The sequence below is a fragment of the Vannielia litorea genome (assembly GCF_018424695.1).
Classification (GTDB): Bacteria; Pseudomonadota; Alphaproteobacteria; order Rhodobacterales; family Rhodobacteraceae; genus Vannielia; species Vannielia litorea_A.
Map to the genome: position 1 here is coordinate 1 of NZ_QTNQ01000048.1, position 21,290 is coordinate 21,290.

A 21,290-nucleotide genomic window follows, 5' to 3' on the forward strand; every position below is an offset into this window, starting at 1 on the left:
AAGAAAGACAGGCCCTCGCCCGTGCAGGCCCGCGCGGAGGCCTTGGGGCTGGAGGTGCGCCACCCTGCACGGCTGAAAGGCGCGGAGGAACAGGCGGCCTTCGCCGCGCTCGAGGCCGATCTGGCCGTGGTGGTGGCCTACGGGCTGATCCTGCCGCAGCCGGTGCTGGATGCCCCGCGCTTCGGCTGTATGAACATCCACGCCTCATTGCTGCCGCGCTGGCGCGGCGCGGCCCCGATCCACCGGGCGGTGATGGCGGGCGATGCGGAGACCGGCGTGTGCATCATGCAGATGGAGGCGGGGCTGGACACCGGGCCTGTATTGCTGCGCGAAAGCACCGCGATTGGCGCGGAGGAGACCACCGGCGACCTGCACGACAGGCTCAGCGAAATGGGCGCACGGCTGATCGTGAGCGCCGCCGAGCGCGCGGGCGCGCTGGAGCCGATGCCCCAGCCCGAGTTGGGCGTGACCTATGCCGAGAAGATCGACAAGGCGGAGGCAGCGGTGGATTGGTCCCGCCCGGCGGAAGAGGTGGATCGCCACATTCGCGGCCTCTCCCCCTTCCCCGGCGTGTGGACGGAGGTGGCGGGCGAGCGGGTAAAGCTGCTCCGCGCGCGGCTGGCTGAGGGCAGCGGCGCGCCAGGCGAGGTGCTGGGCGGCTTCACGGTGGCCTGCGGCAGCGGCGCGGTGGAGATCACCCAGGCGCAGCGGCCCGGCAAACGTCCGATGGAGGTGGCCGAGCTCTTGCGCGGGCTCACGCTTCCGGGCAGGCTCGGGGCCTGATGTATATCGTCTTTCTCCTGATCGCGGGCGCCGCCGCAGGTTTTGCCGTGAACCGCGCCACCGACCGCCGCTTCGATGACGAGGTGGCGGCCGCCATGGGCGCGGGCGTGGTGCTGCTGTGCTACCTCGGGCTGTTGCTTCTGCCGTTGCTGTTCTTCGTGCTGAAGTACCTGCTGATCCTCGCCGTGATCGCAGGCGGCGCCGCCGCGCTCTACCTCGTGGTGAAAAAGCGCTAGGCGGCCGCTGCGAAGAGGGGTCGCGCCGCAGGCAAAGACCGCGATGAGCAGCCCGGCCCGACGGGGCTTTTCCCCGCCGCCCGGCCCGCCTACCATGGCGTGACATTGAAGCCCCCACGGATTTGACCCGATGCGCATTGCCCTTCGCTGCCTGCTCCTGACCCTCGCCCTTCTGCTCACCCTCCCCGCTCCCTCGGCCCGGGCTCAGGAGGCGGGCGAAAGCCAGCCCACAGGCACCATCGGGGTGGAGGAGAGCCGCGAGCAAGATGCGGCCATCGCCCAGCGCATCCGCGCCATCCTCAGCGAGCTGGAGGGCTACGGCGATGTGACCGTGGCGGTGAAGTCGGGCATCGTCACCCTGCGCGGCACCACGCTGGACGCCGCCAAGGCCCGCGCGCTGAACGATCTGGTCTCCCGGGTCGACGGGGTGGTGGCCATCGAGAACGAGGTGGTCGAAAGCACCGACGTGGTCGAGCGGCTGAACCCGGCGGTGAAGCGGTTTCAGGAGCGGGTCAGCCAGATGATCGCCTGGGCGCCGCTGCTGATCATCGCCGCCGCCGCCTTCGCGGCGGTTGCATTCATCGGCGTGCTGCTCGCCCGCATGAAGCAGCCCTGGGACCGGCTCGCACCCAACGCCTTCATCGCCGACATCTACCGGATGCTGCTGCGGCTGGCCTTCGTGGTGGCGGGCATCGTGGTGGCGCTCGATATCCTCAACGCCACCGCCCTCCTCGGCACCATCCTCGGCGCCGCCGGTATCATCGGTCTGGCCATCGGTTTTGCGGTGAAGGACACGGTGGAAAACTTCATCGCCTCGATCATGCTCTCGATCCGCCAGCCGTTCCGGCCCAATGACGCCATCGAGATCAATGGCGACGAGGGCAAGGTGATCCGCCTCACCAGCCGCGCCACGATTATCCTCAGCTGGGACGGCAACCACATCCGCATTCCCAACTCCACCGTGTTCAAGAGCCGGATCGTCAACTTCAGCCGCAACCGCGAGCGCCGCGTGCTCTTCGAGATCGGCTTCGAGGGCGATATGGACATGGAGGCGGTGCGGGTGCTGGCCGAACAGACGGTGCAGGCCCTGCCCTTCATACTCGACACCCCCGCCGCCAAGACATGGATCGACCGGATCTCGGATGCGGGAATCATCCTCACCTGCACCGGCTGGATCGACCAAACGGAAACCTCGCTGCTGCTGGCCAAGGGCGAGGCGCTGCGGCAGGTGAAAGGCGCGCTGGAGGCCCATGGCCTCACCGTGCCCGACACCACCTACCGCCTGCGGCTCGATCCGCCTATCGGTGCCTTGGCCGCCGCGGGCGACAGCGCCCGGGATGACGGCCACCGCGCCGCGCCGCCCGAGCCCACCGCACCGCAGCCCACACCTGTCACCGAGATCGCCGAGGTGGGTGCGACCGAGGAGAAGGAGCTGGAGGCCATGGTGGAAGCCGAACGCGCCGAAGAGGGCCACGAGGACGATCTGCTGGACGAGACCACCAAGGTCGAATAACCCGCATTTTCCGCCAGCAGGGGGCTTGCGCAGCCGCCCGAGACTCAGTAGGAACCCCCTCGCCGTTGGGGTGTAGCCAAGTGGTAAGGCAGCGGTTTTTGGTACCGTGTACCGTAGGTTCGAATCCTACCACCCCAGCCAGCACCGCCAAGTATTTGTTATCGCTGGAGGTAACCTGAATATTTGGCCGCAAATCCGGGCGATTGCGCAGTATCGAAATACCCCAGACCGGAGTTTGACCCAAATACCGTCGAGATTGGCCGGCGGTCTGGAAACGGGATTTTCACGCTAGCAGTTTGCGGCATTGCGATGGTCAAGCGATGCTGTCGACGCCTTTTGGGTTGGTGGACCTCGTCGCTGGAATCGGAGGAATGCCCGACCAGATCAAAGCGCCGACGTATGACGTCGCAACCCGTGGCATCCTGGACGTCGGAGATGTCAGAGAGACGAGATCAGCTTCCGCTGTTCCTGCCAGACCGGCGGGCAGGTGTGGCGCATCAACCATTCGGACGTGAGACCGATCGGTTGTTTTCCGTCACGGATGTCCCGAATCAGGTCCGGGGCAAGGAAGGCGAGTTCGACAATCTGCTGGACCCGTCGCTTTGATACTCTTTGGGATGCGGCGATGTCGCTTAAAGTCTGACCCGCCCGGATCAACTCGAAGTACCGGTGCGCTCGAGCAATGTTCCGAAAGAGCGTTTCGTCTATTCCGGCCCGTTCATCGCCGATGATGATCTTCGTCTCGACGCCCCGTTTTCGATGCCTGAAGCCGGATGTGAGTGTCAGGTGATCGTCGGTGATGCGGGTGCCGTTGATCCCGAGGAACGCAGTTATGGCTTCGACCGACAGAAGAACCCGGATGGTCCCAGGGGCAACGTCGATGCGCTTGCACAGTGAGAGACAGGATGCGAGCTTGTCGTCGTCGCCATCCTTCAGGCGAACAATCTTTTCCCCGGTTGCAGTCAGTTCTTCCATCGTAGCGTCAGCGACGAGTCCTGCCTGAACCTCGGGTCGCGTCAGATGCCCCACGATCAGGGCCGCGACCTGTTTCTCCAGCTCCGGCGCGGGCAGGCGCCATCCGGACGGGTCGCGCGGCGATGTACCCCGTATCAGGCGATGGGAGGCATAGTAGCGGAGCCGTCGTCCCTTGGCGGTTTTGGAGTGGCTGGGTGTCAGGCGATCGCCGGTCTGGTCATGGAGCTTGCCCGCGAGCGGCGATGATCGCGGTTTGGCCGGCCCGCGATTGCGCTGCGTGAATGTCCGGCCTTTCGCCGAAGCCGAAGTGAGCTGTTCCTGAATACCATCCCAGACCTCCGTATCAATGTGCGGCGGGTGCTGGCCGGGATAGACCTTCGCGTGATGGCGGATGCGCCCGGCATAGACAGGGTTGGTCAGGATGTAATGCAGGTGACCGGAACTCAAGGCAGCGCCGCCCTTTACGCGACCGCTGGTGAGTGTCCGCACCGGCGTCCGCAGGTTGCGGCCATCGACCACTTCCTTCACTTGCCGGATTGTTCGGTGTTCAAGATAGAGCTCATAGATCGTGCGGATCACGGCGGCATCCGGTTCGACGATCTTCAGCGACCGCCCATCCGGCGCGTAGCCGAGCGGAACCGAGGCGCCCATCCACAAGCCCTTCTTCTTCGAAGCCGCGATCTTGTCCCGGATGCGCTCCGCTGTGACCTCACGTTCGAACCGGGCAAACAAGAGCAGCATGTTCAGGGTCAGCCGTCCCATGCTGGTCGCGGTATTGAAGGACTGGGTGACGGAGACGAAGGAGGCGCCAGCGGCATCCAGGATATCGACGATCTTCGCGAAGTCTGCCAGTGATCGGGTCAGCCGGTCGATCTTGTAGACGACGATCTGATCCACCCGACCTGCACGCATATCATCCAGCAGGCGTTGCAGCGCGGGACGCTCCAGCGTCCCGCCCGACAGCCCACCGTCATCGTAGGCTTCTCTCAGCGCGACCCATCCCTCGTGCTTTTGACTGGCAATGTAGGCGGCACAGGCCTCCCGCTGGGCATCCAGCGAGTTGAACTCCTGCTCCAGTCCCTCTTCCGAGCTTTTACGGGTGTAGCTGGCGCAGCGAATCCTGTTCATGGTCTTGCCCCGCCCCGCTCGGTCAGAGCGAAGAATCTCGGACCGGACCAGCTTGTTCCGGTGATGTGCAGCGCAATTGCTGACAGGGAGGCAAAGCGCTCGCCGTTCATGACATAGCCACCGTCGATGACATCTACCTTGTATTGGCGCCCATTCCACTCGCGGACCAATTGGGAACCGGGGCGTGGAGCCGTCGCAGCCACCTTACGGACGGGTTTGCCATCAGCGACGGCCTTTAGGGCACGCCTGATGTCCGGCAAAAGACCACCGAAGGCATTACACTGGGCGTGCCAGATCAGCGCCTTGCGCATGAACATCATCGACAGGTGGTGCGGTGGCGCCTCGCCAAAGGCACCCACCCACTCAACCCGAAGGGCGGCCCGGTCCATCTGACCGAACTCCGCCCAACGCGCCGCGATCTGGGCATCGCGACCCATCAGACCGCGGTCGGCTTCGGCGCCGCGATGATCCGGTAGCGCGATGCACGGGCACCCGCGATCCTCTCCGACGCGATCTCATAGCTGGCCTTGCGCAGTCCCGTCAGCGCAGCACGCGTCGTGTGCGGCAACCAGCCGAGCTTTTTGCTGATCGTTGCGATGTCGGCACCGCCTTTCCGGCCCAACATCCGGACTAGCTGGTCCTTTTTGGAGGTCCGGGGTTGCGGCCTGGGCTTGCCGGTCGGTTTGCTGGCAGCGGTCCTGGAGGTTTTGGTTTTGTCGATTTCGGTCGTCATTGGTCTCTCCTTGCGGTTCAGGCAGGGCCTCGTGCCCTGCTACTGAGCAGAGCCCAACATCCCGGGCGGAGAGATCTGACACACCAATCAGTGTGTCGGTGAGAGCAGTACCGCTCTCTTCGGCATCGAAGTCCAGTCAAACATCTGGCAAAGCACTGGAAATTGTCCCCCGTCAAGCCCAAGTACCCCATCCCGAGAACCCGACCGTGACCTGGTACGGGCGCGGCCGGCAGCCGAAGTGGATCAAGGAGGCGCTGGCAAACGGGAAGAGGTTGGAGAAATTCTTGATAGGGGGAGAAAGGCGGGAAGCGGTCGTTCGCTGCCTATGCAAAGGCAGCTTGAGAGGTCCAGCTAAGCGGACATTCAGACGACTTTTTGTGGTGAGCAATTTTCTAAAACACTTTGATCACCGTGGCAGCGGGAACTTTTTCCGATGCGGAGAGGACCCTATTGCTACCACCATCGTTCGCCCGCATGAAGGCAGCTGCTCAAACACCGCGGCTCATTCAAAACAAATCCCCAACCCTTCAAGAGGGTTGGAGGTAAGATCTTCGATGCCTTCTCTCCCTGGTTCGAAAGGGGAGCAAGATTGACTGCGACCTCGCAGCTATGGCTCGCGTTATTCTGGACCGTCAGTCAGGTTCGTACCACTTTATGAGGCAAAGCCACGTGCCCAGACATCAGTCGGCGCCACGGGCGAAATCGGAGGCGCCCATGCGTCCGCGCTGGATCACGACCAGAACGACCGCGATGCCCACCCCGATTGCATCCGTGATCCAGCCGCCCGCAATCATGGTCAGTCCGCCCGCCCCGAGGGCTGCGCGGACTGCCGGATTGGCGTGGCCGAAGAACCAGCCCTGCACCGCGCAAGACAACAGGTAGACACCGACCAACGCCGTTGCTGCGATGTGGGCGATGTCGAACCAGTCGCCGTTGAGCAGCATCGCGGGTGAATAGAAGAACATGTAGGGCACGACGAAGGCTGCAAGGCCGATCTTGAAGCTTTCTACGCTCGTGCGGATCGGGTCCGATCCGGCCAGCGCGGAGCCCGCATAGGCGGCCAGCGCCACGGGTGGCGTGATCGCCGACATCACCGCAAAGTAGAAGATGAAGAGATGCGCTGTCAGCGGTGCGACGCCGAGGTTGATGACACCCGGCGCGATGACCGAGGCCGCCACGGCATAGGCCGCCGTGGTGGGCATGCCCATGCCGAGGATGATCGAGACGACCATGGCAAAGAACAGCGCGAGAAACTGGCTTTGGTCCGCCAGCGCCAGCAGCACCGTCGAAAAGCGCGAGCCAATGCCGGTCAGCGCGATGACGCCCACGATGATGCCCGCCGTGGCGCAAACGGCCACCAGTTGCAGCACCATGCGCGCACCATTGTCGAGCGCCTGAAACAGCTGTCGCGGCCCCATGCGGTGCGGCGTCAGCCAGGACACCACGGCAGCCGTCACCATCGCCAGCGTGCCACAGCGGATCACGGAGTAGCCCGCGAACAGCGCGTAGATCAGCACCACGATCGGCAGGAACAGGTAGATCTGCTTGGCCAGCTTCGCAAACTTGGGCAACTCGTCACGCGGCAGGCCCTTCATGTTCGCCTTCTTCGCGGCAAGGTCGACCATGAAGTAGACCGAGACGAAGTAGATTACCGCCGGGATGATCGCGGCATAGACGATCTCCATATAGGAGATGCCGGTGATCTCGGCCATGATGAAGGCGCCCGCGCCCATGATCGGCGGCATGATCTGCCCGCCGGTGGAGGCAGCGGCCTCGACCGCGGCAGAGGTTTGCGGGCGATAGCCCACCTTCTTCATCATCGGGATGGTCAGCGAGCCGGTGGCCACCACGTTGCCCGCCGAGGTGCCGTTGATCATGCCCATCAGGCCCGAGGCAAAGATCGCCACCTTGGCCGGCCCGCCGCGCCTGTGCCCGGCGGCAGCGAAGGCGAGATTCACGAAATATTCGCCCACCCGCGTCGTTTGCAGGAAGGCCGCAAAGATCACGAAGAGGATGATATAGGTCGATGAAATCGCAATCGGCGCGCCCAGCACCCCGTTGTCGGTGAAGATGTAAGAGAAGAACCGCTTCACGTCATAGCCGCGATGCTCGAAGATCCCCGGCAGCCACGGCCCGGCAAAGGCATAGGCCACGAAAACCCCGGCAATGATGACAAGCGCCAGCCCGGCAAGACGGCGGGTCAGTTCGATGATCAGCAGGCAGCCGGTGATGGCAGACCACATGTCCCCGGGCAGCGCCATGGGCATCCCGGCGCGCAGCTGCAGCTGCCGGGCGAAGAAAATCAGATAGGCCGTGAAAGCAACGGCAGAGACGGCAAGCAGCACGTCGCCCGGTGCAAACAAGGCCCGGCGGCGGTGCGGAAATACCCAGCCATGAACTATGGCCAGAACCGTGCCAAGGCAGAGCGGAATCCCGAAGCTCGACATCGCCCATTTTGGCGGCAGTATCTCACCCAGAACCTGCCCGTTGATCCAGATCGCCACAACGCCAACTGCGCCATAGAGAATTCCGGCCCCGGCAAGGCCCAGCATAGCCAGAGAAAGCGGGCCACCCTTTTCGGGTTCGTTCGGGTCATGGATGAACGGCGTCGAGCCGAACAGAAGAAACCCAAGAAGCAAACCGCCGCCCACATGGCTCAGCCGGTAGGCCCAGGTTTCCAGCGGGTAAACGTTCATCACCAGCAGGTGAAACACCGCGTAGCCAACACACAGGCACGCAATCAGCATGTTGCGGGGCCCGACAAACAGCCTCTGGTTCAACGCAACGGGATCGGCATCCACGTTGGCCCGGGCCAGTTCCTGCTCAAGCGCCGAGGCGGCGTCGGCCTCGGATTGGGTATGCGTATCCTGCGCGTTGCTCATGGAGATGGTTCGCTCGCCTGCTAGGTGGAAATTCGGGCGGAGGGCTTGTGCCTCTCCGCCCGTTTGTTGACATCAACGAGTTGTTGCCAGCGCTTTGGTCTTAGTCGACCGAGGGCACCTCATAGCCGTTCTCTTCGAACCAGCGGGCGGCGCCCGGGTGGAACGGGATCACGGTGTTTTTGGCAACGTTCTCCGGCAGCGTTTCCTTGGCAGCCGCATGGTTCGTCATCATCCGCTCGTGGTTTTCCATGGCGAGGGCGGTGATCGCGTAGGCCAGATCTTCGGGCATGTCCTGATGCGCGATGGCAAAGTTCCACAGCGAAACGGTCTGCAGATCCTCAGGCTGGTCCTCGTAGGTGTTGGCCGGGATGGTGAAGTCGGCCATGGCCGGAACGATCTCCTTCATCGTCGCCAGGGTCTCGTCATCCATCGAAATGAATCGCACGTCGTTTTCCACGGCGAGCTGAGCATAGGCGCCGGTCGGCAGGCCCGCGGCATAAACGAAGGCGTCGATCAGCCCGTCCTTGAGCTGCCCGGCCGTATCCGACCCGCCAGCGTTGGAGATGGTCACACCCTCATAGCCTTCGGCGTTCTCGAAGAACCGGGTCCAGTAGGTGGCCGAGGTGCCGCCAGCCGGGCCAACGCCAACGCGCTTGCCTGCCATGTCCTGAAAGCTCTCGATGTCGGACGATGCCAGAACAGCCGCCTGCAGCGGAGTCTGATACATCGGGAACAGCGCGCGCACATTCTCATGCGGCACACCCGGCATCAGCGGGCTTTCACCGCGACGGGCCTCATCTGCGGGGCCAAGCGTGACAAAGCCAAGCTGGTGCTCGCCGCTTTCCACGAGGGTCACGTTCTGCACCGGGCCGCCGGTGATCTCGACGCCAGCGTTGACGCCCAGCTCTTCGGTGATCATCGCGCCAAAGCCGCTGCCATAGCCAAAGTATGTGCCACCCTGGCTGCCGGTGCCGATGGTCAGGCTGCTCGGCCAGTCGGACTTGTCCTGAGCGGCGGCGGGCAAGGCCACTGCACATGCTGCTGCTGCAATAATGGTGGTAAATTTCATGGTATCCTCCTCCGTGTATTCCCATTTGATGCACCGGAACACGGCACATCCTCCGCCTTGAACATTGGGAGAAGGACCGTGCCGGACTCAATTCAGCACGGATTATATTCACTCTTGATATAATCAGGCCGAGGCTTCCAGCGCCTCAAGCTGAAGGTTCAAAACATGCAAGAAATCATCCCTCAGCGGGTCGCGCGTGCCCCTTGCCCAAGCGGCGGCGAGGATGAGTTTCGCCTGCGAGGTCGCATCCGTCTTGGCCAGCGGCAAAAAGCGCACGCCCTCAACCCTCAGCCGTGCGGTCCAGCGCGGCACAATCGCCAGCCCGGTGCCCGCGGCCACGAGGTTCACGATGGTCTGCTTTTCCTCGGCGATCTGCGCCACGCGCGCCGTCAGCCCGGCCCCGAGAAACAGCGACATGGTCAGATCATGCGAATGCGGCCTCGACCGCCGGTCCGGAACGATCAGCGGCTCCTCGGCAAGATCGGCAATCTCGATCGAATCGCGGCCCGCCAGCGGGTGCGACTTCGGCAGGGCCACAACGGCGGTTTCATAGAATAGCGTACGAAACACCAGCTTCGGGTCGCGCACATCCGGTGGCCGGCAGAAGGCGATGTCGAGGCTGCCGCTGAGCAGTTTCGGCAAAAGGTAGATGGTTTTCTGCTCGATGATCTGAATTTCGAGCCCCGGCCGCGCCTCGTGCAGCGGTTGCAGGATTTGCGGAATCAGCCCGGCCGCCGCGCTGTCGATGGCCCCCACCCGCAGCACATGCGGCTCGGCGCTGCGCACGGCGCGGGCTTTTTCCTCCAGCGTCTCGGCCTGCGCAATCAACGCGCGTGCATCCTCCAGCACGCGGGTGCCCGCCTCGGTCAGCGCCACCGCCCGCGTGGTCCGCTGAAACAGCGCAACGCCCAGATGATCCTCCAGCTGCTTCACATGCCGCCCAAGCGTCGCTGGCAGAATATCCAGCGACTGCGCCGCACGCCCAAAGTGCAGCACCTCTGCCGCCGCCAGAAAACACTTCAGTTGCGTGATGTTCACGATGGGAATCCGCTTCGCTGTTTATTGCGAAAGCGTATATAATCAGTGCTCGATTGAGAAGCCCGAACCCTCACCTGTAGGCTCGCGCTCAAACTGAACGAGCGTTCATGAGGAGGAGATAGCATGACGATCCTGAAAGATGGGGATACGGCAACCTCGCCGTCCGGCGGCACGCAAGCGGCAACGGATGCGGTGAAAACCTACAGGATCGCCTCTATCCCGGCAGACGGGATCGGCCCCGAAGTGATCGCAGCAGGCTTGCAGGCGCTCGAAGCGCTCGCCCGGCGCGATGGCGGCTTTACCCTTGACGTCACCGAATTTGACTGGAGCTCCGAGCGCTACAAGAAAACCGGCGCGCTGATGCCCGAAGATGGCCGCGATCAGATCAAGGATTTCGACGCCATCTTCTTCGGGGCTGTCGGCGCACCGGATGTGCCCGATCACCTCACGCTCTGGGGCCTGCGCCTGCCGCTGTGCCAGGGCTTTGACCAATACGCAAACGTCCGTCCTACCAAGATCCTGCCGGGCATAACCTCCCCGCTCGCAGGTGTCGGCCCCGGCGACCTGGACTGGGTTATCGTGCGTGAGAACAGTGAAGGCGAGTATTCAGGCGTCGGCGGCCGTGCACATAAGGGCTTCCCCGAAGAGGTGGCCACCGAAGTTTCCATCTTCACCCGCACCGGGGTCGAGCGGATCATGCGCTATGCTTTCAAGCTCGCGCAGTCCCGCCCCCGCAAGTTCCTGACCGTTGTCACCAAGTCCAACGCGCAGCGGCACGGCATGGTGATGTGGGACGAGATCGCGGCCGAGGTCTCCAAGGATTTCCCGGACGTGACCTGGGACAAGATGCTGGTCGATGCCATGACCGTGCGCATGGTCAAGGATCCGAAGAGCCTCGACACCATCGTGGCGACCAACCTGCACGCCGATATCCTGTCGGACCTCGCCGGCGCGCTTGCAGGCAGCCTCGGCGTGGCGCCGACGGGAAATATCGATCCCGAACGCCGCTACCCCTCTATGTTCGAGCCCATCCACGGCTCGGCCTTCGACATCACCGGCAAGGGCATCGCCAATCCGGTCGCCACCTTCTGGACGGCGAGCCAGATGCTCGACCATCTGGGCGAAGCGAGTGCCTCCGAACGCCTGATGCGCGCTGTGGAGAAAGTCTGCGCCGACGGGATCATGACCCCGGATGTGGGCGGCACGGCCACCACGCAGGAAGTCACGGACGCCGTCTGCGAAGCCATCCGTGGCGAGAATATCTGAGCGGTAGATCGAGAATATCTGAGCGGTAGATGATGACCGAAGATGATGCACAAGACCTGCTACGGCGGATGCTGGATGCTGCCGTCGGCGCGGCGGATCCGGCGCGGGTCCTGGCGTCTTACCTGCCGGAGAAGCCGCGTGGGCGCTGCATCATCTTGGGCGGAGGGAAGTCGGCGGCCTCCATGGCCCGCGCGGTCGAGCAAGCCTGGCCCGATGTCGATCTGACGGGCATCGTCGTGACGCGCTACGGGCATGCAGTCCCGACGGATCGGATCACGGTCCGAGAGGCCGCCCACCCGGTACCCGATGCCGCGGCAGAGGCCGCGACCCGAGAGATCATGGAGGAAGCGGCCAAGGCGGGACCGGACGATCTGGTACTTGCCCTGATCTCCGGAGGCGGCTCGTCATTGCTGTCCTTGCCACGGCCGCCGCTGACCCTCGACGACCTCATTGCGGTGAACCGGCTCCTCTTGGCCTCTGGGCTGTCGATCTCCGAGATGAACAAGGTGCGCCGCCGCCTCTCGCAGGTGAAAGGCGGCGGACTTGCGCGCGCGGCGGGGAAAGCGCGGCTCGTGACGCTCGCGATTTCAGACGTGCCCGGCGATGATCCCGAGGCCATCGCATCCGGGCCGACTGTGCCCGACCCGACGGCGCAGGCAGACCTGTCCTATCTTGCCGACAAACTCGGCCCGTCGCTGCCGCAGGCTGCACAGGACATGCTGCGCACTCCTTCGCCGGATGGCGAACCGTTCGAGCCTGATTATCGCCTGATCGCAACGCCGCAGGCCTCTCTTGAGGCCGCGGCAGAAGTCGCGCGAGACGCAGGCGTGACGCCAGTTCTTCTGGGGGATTCATTAGAGGGAGAGGCGCGGGAACTGGGCATCGTCATGGCCGGGATCGCAAAGGCCGTCGCGCGCCACGGCACGCCCGTCGCTCCGCCTGCGGTTCTGATCTCTGGCGGAGAGACAACCGTGACAGTCGGCGATACGAAGCCCGGTCGCGGGGGGCGCAACACCGAGTTCTTGCTGTCCCTCGCGCTCGCGCTGAATGGCCATCCAAGCATCGCCGCAGTTGCCGTTGACACGGACGGCATCGACGGGACCGAGGACGCAGCCGGTGCAATTACAGGTCCAAGCTTTCCACGGGCCGCGGCGCGTCGAGGCATCGATACGCGTCGCATGCTCGAGATGCATGACAGCTTTACGGTCTTTGAGCAACTCGAATACCTCGTTGTAACGGGGCCAACACTTACCAACGTAAACGACTTCCGAGCGATCGTGATACACGGGCAAAACAACAGTCGGCTTTGAGCGATCTGCAAAGCACCGTTAGAGCGACAGTGAATGTCGGCTTCGGGCCGTTCACGAATGCTAGGGCGCGTCAAGCTCATTAACAGGTTACACATGGTCGAGAAGAGTTGTCCGCTGGACTCAGGACCTGGACTGGGCACGGTTGCTTAGTAAGATTTCTATGTCACGCCTGAACGCTGCCGCCTCGCCTAAAAGCCAAGCTCGAAAGTCCGATTGCAGGCCGCCCATCTTCCGGCCGCGGACATGGAGTAGCCGATAGACGCCCTTCGTCTTGCACCGCAGATCCGGGCCGAAAGGCATCACGAGCTGGCCGGAGCCGAGGGCTGAGGAGGACTCGACCAATCCGCAAAGGACGAGGCTTTGGCCGGCGATTGCGGATTGCAGCCCCGAGCTGACCTTCGAAAAATGAATCCCGTGGCCGAGGTGCGCCCCGTCGAACCCGAAGGTCCGCCCCCACTGCTCGAACCCGACCCAGCTCTGGTCACTCGTGCGGTTGTCGATATCAATGAGCGGGACGTCCTTCAGCGACCTGCGCCGGTGGTCGGACAGGTGGTCTGCGGCGAAGTCCGGTGAGCAGACGGCGAGGACGTGGTCCTCGAACAGCACGTCCGCTTCGAGGTGCGGCTCCGGCGGTGCCCCGTAGCGAACGGCGAAGTCGAATGTCTCGCTCATCAGGTCGACGTCTCGGTTTGAAGCATCGAGGCGAAGGTCGACGGAGGTGTGGCGCTGGTGGAACCCGGCGATGCGGGAGGCGAGCCAGTTCTCTACAAAGGATACGGGCAGGGTCACCGACAGCCTGGTTTCCGCATCGCCGCTTTTTACTTCGGCGAGGGCGGCCGCCAGTCCGGTGAAGCTGCGGGTCAGGAGCGCCGCGACATCGCGGATGTCATCGTGCGCGTGGATGCCGGTTGGGGTGCGGGTGCAGAGCTGCCGGCCTATGTAGTCCTCCAGCGCCTTGACCCGCTGACCGACGGCCGCGGGCTTCACGCCCAGCTCTCGGGCCGCCACTGAAAAGCTGCCATGGCGGAGCGTCGCCTCGAGCGCGCGCAGGGAGTTCAGATGGGTGACCTGCATGTTCCATCAATAAAGCAAACCTTAAATGCCTCAACCGACAATCTGCCGTGCAAGCATCGCATCGGTTGGCAATCATGGAGGATATGAGCAGGAGGAGGCTTCGTTCCGCAAAGATAACCTTTTGACGGGAGGTACCATGTACGTGCTTTACTCGGAATACATGGCAGGGTCGATCGTCGCAGACGCCCTGCTGCGGGAGACCGGGGCGAACTACGAGGCACGTTACGTCAACATGGGAGCGGGCCAGCATCTGGACGACGCCTACCGACGCCTGAACCCCGCGGCCCGCGTGCCGGCGCTCACGCTCCCCGACGGTTCTACGAACGGCGAGACGGGCGCGATCGTCACCCATCTTGGCGAGGCTTTCCCGGCCGCGGGCCTCACCCCGCTTCCCGGGAACCCGGACAGGCCGGCCTTTCTGTTCTGGCTCAACGTAATGGTGTCGACCGGTTATCCGGCCGTGTCTCGGGAGGCCCGCCCGGAACAGTTCGCCCGGTCGGAGGCCGCGATGGCCGAGGTCCGGGAATAGGGGGCGGCGGACCTGGACAGGTTCTACGGCGTCCTGGAGGGGGCCATCCGTGGTGAGGGCTCGTTCCTCGAGCGCGGCTTCTCGGCGCTGGACTACTACCTTGCCATGCTCACCGAATGGGTCGCGGACGGGCCGGCGTTCTTCCGCGCCCATCCCAACATCGACGCCGTGCACGCGGCCGCCTCGGGGCGACCGGCCTACAGGGCGACGCTGGCCAGACATGCCCTGCCCAGGTCCGCCGTGTGAGGCTGGATCCGCGGCATACCGAGCCGACCACGAAACCCACAAAACCGACAGCGAAGGAGAGACCTATGCCCATGTTCATCGTTGAAAGAACCGTCCCCGGGGCAGACAAATTGACCGCCCAGGACTTCCGCGACATCTCGGCCAAGTCGAATGCCGTCGTGGACGGCCTCGGGGTTCACTACGTCTGGCACCACACCTATGCGGCCGGCGACAAGCTGTACTGCGTCCACGAAGCGGACAGCGCCGAAGATATCTATCGTCACGCCCGAGAGGGTGGTTTTCCAGCGGACCTCGTGTCGGAGATTACGAATACCTTCGGGCCGAAAACGGCCAACGACCCTGTATGATGCGCTCGGCCAAGAACACAACCTTCTCGTGGGTTCAGCAGAGGGCTCACTACATGCGCGATTTTAGCGTCGAGAATGACCGTTTTCGGTAAGGCCTTCGCGTGGTCCGCAACACCGAGGTTTGCTTGAAGGCTCATGCTGCAAGAGGCGGGCGTAGGCCGTTTCCGGGAAGCTGCGCCGCAGCAATGGCGCGGCCAACGAACGTCCAGTATGGGCAGGCAGCGGACCAAGCATCCGCGTTAAACATTGATGGCCATGGATCGACCCCTTGACGACAATGACCCACGGCCGACCTCCGCTGTAAGGGTTATCGCTGCGGTGCAACTTCGCGAACCGGTGATCCGGGGCATCGTGCTGCATGGTCTGCAGGCCAAAGTCCGCTGAGCGGGCAAAGCGGACTTTCGCTGCGGTGGGCACTAAGGCCCCATTTAGCACGCTATGGCTATAGGAACCGTTGGTCGTGCGGATATGTCGAGATGGTCTCGTAGCCGTTCTCGGTCAGGACGCCTTGATCCTCCAGCTTGACCATGTGGTCGCCGCCGACTTCACCCACTAGCGCCTCAACGCAGAGGGTAAGTCCCGGCTCGAGAATTGCGTCGAAGGCGCCTGGTACGAAGCGGTCGGGATAGGCGATTAATGGCCACTCGTCACACATCCCAACGCCATGCATCGGCGAGGAGTACTTGAGCGCCTGGTACTTCGGTTGCAGCACATGGAGTGACGACGTCAGCCCAGCCATGTGCACGCCGGGTCGGAGCAGCGCAGTGTTGTAGCGGATGTGCTCCACCGCCTCGGCGTAGCTCTCGCGCATGTGGTCTGGGGCGGGGCCATCGCCGATCCACCACGTCCGGCTCAGGTCGGCGCAGATGCCGTAAGGGCCGATCAGATCGGTGTCGAAAGCCAGAATCTCGTCTTTGGCAATCTCGCGGGGCCCGCATTCCTGGAACCACGGGTTCGTGCGAGGCCCGGAAGTCAGTAGCCGCGTTTCGATCCACTCGCCGCCGCGCTTGATGTTCTCGGCATGTAACACCGCCCAGACGTCGTTCTCGGTGACGCCACCGTCGGGGATCTCCTTGCGCGCGAAGTCCTCCATCGCTGCCATTGCACGCTCGCAGGAGTGGACCGCACAGCGCATGGCGCGAAGCTCGTGCTCTGTCTTGATGGCGCGCGTGCGCTCCGTCACCTCTTCGCCGTCGCGATACTCCAGCCCCGCTGCCCTAAGCGCATCGAGCCCGTGGGGCTGGATTTTGTCGACCCCGATCATCCTGTGGCCCGGCGCGTGGGTCGCCAGAAGGTCCGCGACCTCGGCGGCGAAAGCCTTCGCGCCGTCGTCGATCCTGTCGCCGCGGGCGAAGTAGAACATGTCGGCGCCCGACCGCGCCTCGCGCACCAGCGGGTTGAAACCTGCCAGAAAGGGCGCGTTCTTGTAGTCCCAGATAACCATATAGCCGTCCGCGCAGAGCAGCACGGCCCTGAAGGGGTTGTGTGTGTTCCAGAGCTGCATGTTCGTCGTGTCGGTCGCGTAGCGGATATTGAGCGGGTCGAACATGAGGAGACCGCCATAGCCTCGCGCGACAACGGCGTCCGTCAAACGGCGGTGCCGCGCCTCGCGCATCAGCTTAAGATCCGGCAACTGCAGCCCCACCTCGCGCCATTCCTCGAATGCAAGCGGCGTGGGCCCGATCTCGACGCGGTCGCCGTTGTTCTCGGTGCCGTCGCCGAGGCGTGCGCCCTGCGACGGGTCAATCTTGCGCATCGCGCTGTAGCGGAGGTTCATCGGCCTGCCACCTTGACAATTCCCAGGGGCGCCGAACGCCCCTCTGCACACCGGCATAAGCCTTTGCAGGGCCGGCACGCGCGCTCCGCAACGACAACTCATGTCGCTTCTCGTACCGCCCCTCCCGCTGGGCCTCTCGGTTCCACCTCCACGAGGAGCTGCACCCCAACGGTACCGGCGAGTGGAGCGGGTAAGTCGTCCAATCAGCCTCTGTGATGGCATTTCGGATGCCTCAGCAGCCGAGACTTATCCATACAGAAAGCAATGCTGCATCCCCGGCACGTCCCGGTCGACGTCGCCGTTCGAGCACCAAGCAGCATCCTATTGATCTCGAAGTGGACCTCCGCTGCGAACTCTCTGAACAGCAACTATGGAAGGAAACTGTTGCTGTCGGCCGGCATGATCGGGAGAAGGCTTGCTGCGTGACGGCCTCATCGGCGAGACTGATCAAAACTCAGACCGGTTACTTCCCTGAGATGGGCTTCGAAGAAGTCCGTGAAGGTCGCCACCAATGGCGGCAAGACCTCGTAGGGTGGATAGAACAGCGTCAGCCAGAGGGGCGGTGCGGACCAGTCGCTGAGGACGGTTTCGACTTCGCCGTTTGCTATCCCGTCGCTGACGATGAAATCCGGCAGCAGCGCTATTCCGTTTCCGGCCTTGGCCAGGGCGTAGAGAAAGTCGCCGTTGTTGCTGAGGATCGAAGCGCCTGCGGTCACGCTGCGCGATCGCCCTCCATGGCTGAGCTTCCAGGTTTCCGCCCGGCCCGAGGCTGAATAGGACATGCAGACCGCCGGATCGAGATCGTCGGGCGTTTCGGGCTTCGGAGTCCGGTTGAAGAGGTCCGGGGCTGCCACGAGGTGCCGAGGGACTTCGCAGATCTTGCGCCAGATGGTCGACTTGTCGGCAGGCGGGCCTGAGATGCGGATGGCGAGATCGCACCGTTCCTGGACGATGTCGATGAAGGCATCGGTCAATTGCACATCCAGCGTGATGTTCGGATAGGCCAGCCGGAACCTGTCGATAAGGTCCGGCATCAGCCGCAGGCCCAGCGACATCGGCGCGTTGATGGAGAGCCGCCCCCGGTCGGGGCGGGCGGATCGGGTGATTTCCTCGGTGATCCGGTCGAAATCGGCAACGACAGGCGCATAGCGGGCGGCCATGGTCGCCCCGGCTGTCGTGAGCGAGACCTGCCGGGTTGTACGGACCAGAAGCTGCTGGCCAAGGTCCTCTTCGAGCCGCGCGACGATGCGCGTGACAGAGGCCGGTGTCATCTTGAGGGCGCGGGCTGCGGCGGCGAAACTGCTGAGCTCGACCACCTTCAAAAACACCCGGATCGGTTTGATGTCCTGCATTCGGAATTATTGCACTCACGACAATAGTGAGTGCAATGCCATTTCGATTAATATGAATGGCGGCATGTCCTATCTTGGGATGAAGACACAGGGATCGCTTGAAAGGCACAGCCATGATTACCGAGATCAAAGGCCTGCATCACGTTACATCGATGGCAGGAGATGCAAATGAAAACAACGCGTTCTTCACCAATACCCTCGGCCTGCGCCGGGTCAAGAAGACCGTCAACTTTGATGCGCCGGAGGTGTATCACCTCTATTACGGGGACGAGGTGGGCACGCCCGGATCGGTGATGACCTACTTCCCATTCGGGAACATGCCAAAGGGCCGCCGGGGCACCGGCGAGGTGGGAACGACCGAGTTTGCCGTGCCCAAGGGTGCGCTGGGATACTGGAAGGAGCGCCTCGCCACGCGCGGCGTGACCGGGCTGCATGAAAGCGCGTTTCTGGGCGAAAACCGGCTGGGTTTTGACGGGCCGGACGGGGACGGGTTTGCGCTGGTGGAAAGCGATCTGCGCGGCCGCGCGCCGTGGACCGGAAGCGATGTGCCTGAAGAGGCGGGCATTCTGGGTTTTCACGGCGCGCGCTTCAGCCTGCGGGATGCGGCGGCGACCGGCGAGCTGTTGAGCTTCATGGGGTATCAGAAAGACGAGAGCGACGGAGGGATCACCCGCTATCGGATCGAAGGAGGCAATGCCGCCGACACCATCGACCTTGAGGAAGTGCCGGATGCGCGCACGGCTGGGCAAGGCGCTGGATCGGTTCATCACATCGCCTTCGCGGTGGAGAACCGGGCAGCACAGCTCGAGGTGCGCCGCGCACTGATGGACACCGGTTACCAAGTGACGCCGGTGATCGACCGGGACTACTTTTGGGCGATCTACTTCCGCACGCCGGGCGGGGTGCTGTTTGAAGTGGCGACCAACGAGCCCGGGTTCGATAGGGATGAAGACACGGCGCATCTGGGGGAGGCGCTGAAGCTGCCCACGCGCTACGAGCCGCATCGCGCCGAGATCGAGGGGCTGCTGCCCCCGATCTCTGGATAAGGAGCCGATCCATGGGAACGGAAAGCTATCACGCATTGACGAGACCGCCGGAGTCGGGAGCGCCGCTGATCTTTGCCTTCCACGGCACCGGCGGGGATGAAACCCAGTTCTTCGAGATTGCCGGGCAACTCCTGCCCGGCGCGGGCATCGTTTCGCCGCGCGGCGATGTCTCCGAGATGGGGGCCGCGCGTTTCTTTCGCCGGACGGGCGAGGGTGTTTACGACATGGAGGATCTGGCACGCCGGACCGAGGCGCTGGCCTCATATGTCGCGGCGCACAAGGCGCTGCATCCGGGCAGCCCGGTTTACGGGTTCGGCTACTCGAACGGCGCCAATATCCTTGCCTCGGTGACCATGGAACGGCCCGATCTGTTCGACCGGGTCGGGCTGCTGCACCCGCTGATCCCCTGGGCGCCAGATGCGGCTCCGGGCCTCGCAGGAACCCGGGTTCTGATCACCGCAGGCCGGCGCGACCCGATGTGCCCATGGCCGCTGACCGAGCGCCTGATCGGCTGGTACGCTGAGCAGGGGGCCGAGGTTGCGACAGAAATCCATGACGGCGGGCATGAGGTGCGCCAGCCGGAGCTTGTGGCGCTGCAGCGCCTCGTGACAACGGACTGACCTCGCCGGGGCACGCCCTGCTGCGCGCCCCGGCCTCAGATGAAGAAAGGAGCCCGGATCGTGGCTGACGTTGAGATCACCTACACCGAAACCGAGAGCAAGGGGCGCTACGTGGCGACCACGCCGGAGGCGGAGGGCGAAGCGGAGCTGACCACCTCCAAGGTCACGCCCACGCTGATCATCGCAGACCACACCTTCGTGCCCGACAGCATGAGGGGCATGGGGCTGGCGCGCATACTGGTCGATCGCCTGATCGCGGATGCCCGAACACGCGGCGAACGGATCGTGCCGCTTTGCCCCTTCGTACGGGCCCATGCGCTGAAGCATCGGGAAGAGCTGGCAGATGTCATCCAGTGGTGAGGCTGCCCGGCAAGAGAGACACCATCGAGAGAGAGGACGACCATGAGCTGGAACCCCACGCACAACCCCGAATGCCCGTTGGAGCACGCCAGGGAGATCGACACGCTGATCATTCCGCGCGCCCGTGATCTCGGCGGCTTCGAAGTGCGGCGTGCCTTGCCCGCCCCCGCCCGGCAGATGGTGGGGCCGTTCATCTTTTTCGACCAGATGGGCCCGGCGGAGTTCATCACCGATGGCGGTATCGACGTGCGCCCGCATCCGCATATCGGCCTCGGCACAGTGACCTATCTCTACCAGGGCGAGTTCGAGCATCGGGACAGCCTTGGCACGCATCAGATGATCTACCCCGGAGAGGTCAACTGGATGGTGGCCGGGCGCGGCGTGACCCATTCTGAGCGCACCAGCGAGGAGACCCGCGCAACCCAGCACAAACTGTTCGGCATCCAGACCTGGATTGCCCTGCCCGAAGACCGCGAAGAAATGGCGCCGGATTTCGAGCATCACAAGGAGGCCGCCTTGCCGCAGTTTCAGGACGGCGGGGCCACGGCCCGGCTGATCCTCGGCGCGGCCTATGGCAAAGCGAGCCCTGTGACCATGCAATCGGAAACCTTCTATCTCGATGTCGTGCTCCGGCCCGGCGCCGCCTTCCCGCTGCCCGACGATCACGAAGATCGCGGCATCTATGTTTCTGAAGGCAGCATCGAGGTGAGTGGTGACACATTCGAGGCCGGTCGGATGATGGTGTTTCGGCCCGGGGACCGGATTTCGGTCAAGGCCGGGCCGCAGGGGGCGCGGCTCATGGCGCTTGGCGGGGCGACGCTGAACGAGAAGCGCTACATCTGGTGGAACTTCGTCTCCTCCTCGAAGGATCGGATCGAGCAGGCCAAGGAGGACTGGAAGGCGGCAGATTGGGCAAACGGGCCTTTCAGGCTGCCGCCGGGAGATGAACAGGAGTTCATTCCGATCAGCGCCGAGCTTGAGCGCACCCGGCCCCGCGACTGGTAGG

At 63.7% G+C, this 21,290-nt stretch carries 21 protein-coding genes and 1 tRNA gene; 13 read left to right on the forward strand and 9 right to left on the reverse strand.

Annotation, left to right across the window (positions count from 1 at the left end):
- The 4 genes from fmt to DYI42_RS15275 all read left to right on the forward strand — a co-directional run.
- A partial coding sequence (gene fmt / locus DYI42_RS15260; RefSeq protein WP_213546858.1) for a methionyl-tRNA formyltransferase occupies positions 1-783 on the forward strand: 783 nt, incomplete at its 5' end.
- Positions 783-1,019, forward strand: coding sequence for a hypothetical protein (locus DYI42_RS15265; protein ID WP_213546859.1), 237 nt, complete (start codon positions 783-785; stop codon positions 1,017-1,019). The genes fmt and DYI42_RS15265, both read left to right, overlap by 1 nt.
- Before the next feature lie 130 nt (positions 1,020-1,149).
- Positions 1,150-2,532: a mechanosensitive ion channel family protein gene (locus DYI42_RS15270; RefSeq protein WP_213546860.1), complete on the forward strand. Its 1,383-nt coding sequence runs from the start codon at positions 1,150-1,152 to the stop codon at positions 2,530-2,532.
- 66 nt (positions 2,533-2,598) lie between these two features.
- Positions 2,599-2,673, forward strand: a tRNA-Gln gene (locus tag DYI42_RS15275).
- A 297-nt stretch (positions 2,674-2,970) separates the two neighbouring features.
- Here DYI42_RS15275 and DYI42_RS15280 read toward each other — a convergent pair.
- Genes DYI42_RS15280 through DYI42_RS15290 form a run of 3 tightly spaced genes read right to left on the reverse strand, consistent with a single transcriptional unit; the run spans position 2,971 to position 5,368 of the window.
- Positions 2,971-4,635 carry a recombinase family protein gene (locus tag DYI42_RS15280; RefSeq protein ID WP_213546861.1) on the reverse strand — a complete coding sequence of 555 codons (1,665 nt, stop codon included), beginning with the start codon at positions 4,633-4,635 and terminating at the stop codon, positions 2,971-2,973.
- A complete protein-coding gene (locus DYI42_RS15285) occupies positions 4,632-5,072 on the reverse strand; it encodes a DUF2924 domain-containing protein (RefSeq protein WP_213546862.1) in 441 nt (146 codons plus the stop codon). The genes DYI42_RS15280 and DYI42_RS15285 overlap by 4 nt, the downstream gene beginning before the upstream one ends.
- Positions 5,072-5,368, reverse strand: a complete 297-nt coding sequence (locus DYI42_RS15290; protein ID WP_213546863.1) for a DUF3489 domain-containing protein — start codon at positions 5,366-5,368, stop codon at positions 5,072-5,074. The genes DYI42_RS15285 and DYI42_RS15290 overlap by 1 nt, the downstream gene beginning before the upstream one ends.
- Before the next feature lie 98 nt (positions 5,369-5,466).
- On the opposite strand from DYI42_RS15290, the gene DYI42_RS15295 reads away from it, so the two are divergent.
- Positions 5,467-5,961, forward strand: a complete 495-nt coding sequence (locus DYI42_RS15295; RefSeq protein ID WP_342344670.1) for an H-NS histone family protein — start codon at positions 5,467-5,469, stop codon at positions 5,959-5,961.
- A gap of 87 nt (positions 5,962-6,048) precedes the next feature.
- Here the strand turns inward: DYI42_RS15295 and DYI42_RS15300 are convergent, their stop codons facing one another.
- From DYI42_RS15300 to DYI42_RS15310, 3 genes are all read right to left on the reverse strand, one after another.
- Positions 6,049-8,250, reverse strand: a complete 2,202-nt coding sequence (locus DYI42_RS15300; RefSeq protein ID WP_213546865.1) for a TRAP transporter permease — start codon at positions 8,248-8,250, stop codon at positions 6,049-6,051.
- Positions 8,251-8,350: 100 nt separating this feature from the next.
- Positions 8,351-9,319: a TAXI family TRAP transporter solute-binding subunit gene (locus tag DYI42_RS15305; RefSeq protein WP_213546866.1), complete on the reverse strand. Its 969-nt coding sequence runs from the start codon at positions 9,317-9,319 to the stop codon at positions 8,351-8,353.
- Between the two features lie 123 nt (positions 9,320-9,442).
- Positions 9,443-10,357: a LysR family transcriptional regulator gene (locus DYI42_RS15310; protein WP_213546867.1), complete on the reverse strand. Its 915-nt coding sequence runs from the start codon at positions 10,355-10,357 to the stop codon at positions 9,443-9,445.
- A 192-nt stretch (positions 10,358-10,549) separates the two neighbouring features.
- On the opposite strand from DYI42_RS15310, the gene DYI42_RS15315 reads away from it, so the two are divergent.
- Together DYI42_RS15315 and DYI42_RS15320 are read left to right on the forward strand one after the other, a co-directional pair.
- The gene (locus DYI42_RS15315) at positions 10,550-11,623 is read left to right on the forward strand and encodes a tartrate dehydrogenase (protein WP_342344672.1); all 1,074 of its coding nucleotides are present in this window, start codon (positions 10,550-10,552) and stop codon (positions 11,621-11,623) included.
- 29 nt (positions 11,624-11,652) lie between these two features.
- Positions 11,653-12,933, forward strand: coding sequence for a glycerate kinase type-2 family protein (locus tag DYI42_RS15320; protein WP_342344671.1), 1,281 nt, complete (start codon positions 11,653-11,655; stop codon positions 12,931-12,933).
- A gap of 120 nt (positions 12,934-13,053) precedes the next feature.
- Here the strand turns inward: DYI42_RS15320 and DYI42_RS15325 are convergent, their stop codons facing one another.
- Entirely contained in the window at positions 13,054-14,007 is a 954-nt protein-coding gene (locus DYI42_RS15325; RefSeq protein ID WP_213546869.1) for a LysR substrate-binding domain-containing protein, read from the reverse strand.
- A 136-nt stretch (positions 14,008-14,143) separates the two neighbouring features.
- Here DYI42_RS15325 and DYI42_RS15330 point away from each other — a divergent pair, with 136 nt between their 5' ends.
- The gene (locus DYI42_RS15330; RefSeq protein ID WP_213546870.1) at positions 14,144-14,536 is read left to right on the forward strand and encodes a glutathione S-transferase N-terminal domain-containing protein; all 393 of its coding nucleotides are present in this window, start codon (positions 14,144-14,146) and stop codon (positions 14,534-14,536) included.
- Between the two features lie 311 nt (positions 14,537-14,847).
- Entirely contained in the window at positions 14,848-15,129 is a 282-nt protein-coding gene (locus DYI42_RS15335) for a DUF4242 domain-containing protein (RefSeq protein WP_213546871.1), read from the forward strand.
- Between the two features lie 442 nt (positions 15,130-15,571).
- Here the strand turns inward: DYI42_RS15335 and dddP are convergent, their stop codons facing one another.
- Both dddP and DYI42_RS15345 read right to left on the reverse strand, forming a co-directional pair.
- A complete protein-coding gene (dddP, locus tag DYI42_RS15340; protein ID WP_213546872.1) occupies positions 15,572-16,906 on the reverse strand; it encodes a dimethylsulfonioproprionate lyase DddP in 1,335 nt (444 codons plus the stop codon).
- Positions 16,907-17,337: 431 nt separating this feature from the next.
- Positions 17,338-18,258 (reverse strand): LysR family transcriptional regulator, encoded by a 921-nt coding sequence (locus DYI42_RS15345; protein WP_213546873.1) that lies wholly within the window; start codon positions 18,256-18,258, stop codon positions 17,338-17,340.
- Between the two features lie 113 nt (positions 18,259-18,371).
- Between DYI42_RS15345 and DYI42_RS15350 the strand changes: the two genes are divergently transcribed.
- Genes DYI42_RS15350 through DYI42_RS15365 form a run of 4 tightly spaced genes read left to right on the forward strand, consistent with a single transcriptional unit; the run spans position 18,372 to position 21,289 of the window.
- On the forward strand, positions 18,372-19,304 hold the full coding sequence (locus tag DYI42_RS15350; protein ID WP_213546874.1) for a ring-cleaving dioxygenase: 933 nt from the start codon (positions 18,372-18,374) through the stop codon (positions 19,302-19,304).
- An 11-nt stretch (positions 19,305-19,315) separates the two neighbouring features.
- Positions 19,316-19,924, forward strand: coding sequence for an alpha/beta hydrolase (locus DYI42_RS15355; RefSeq protein WP_213546875.1), 609 nt, complete (start codon positions 19,316-19,318; stop codon positions 19,922-19,924).
- A 60-nt stretch (positions 19,925-19,984) separates the two neighbouring features.
- A complete protein-coding gene (locus DYI42_RS15360) occupies positions 19,985-20,284 on the forward strand; it encodes a GNAT family N-acetyltransferase (protein WP_213546876.1) in 300 nt (99 codons plus the stop codon).
- Positions 20,285-20,326: 42 nt separating this feature from the next.
- Positions 20,327-21,289, forward strand: a complete 963-nt coding sequence (locus DYI42_RS15365; RefSeq protein WP_213546877.1) for a pirin family protein — start codon at positions 20,327-20,329, stop codon at positions 21,287-21,289.
- Position 21,290: the final 1 nt, after the last annotated feature.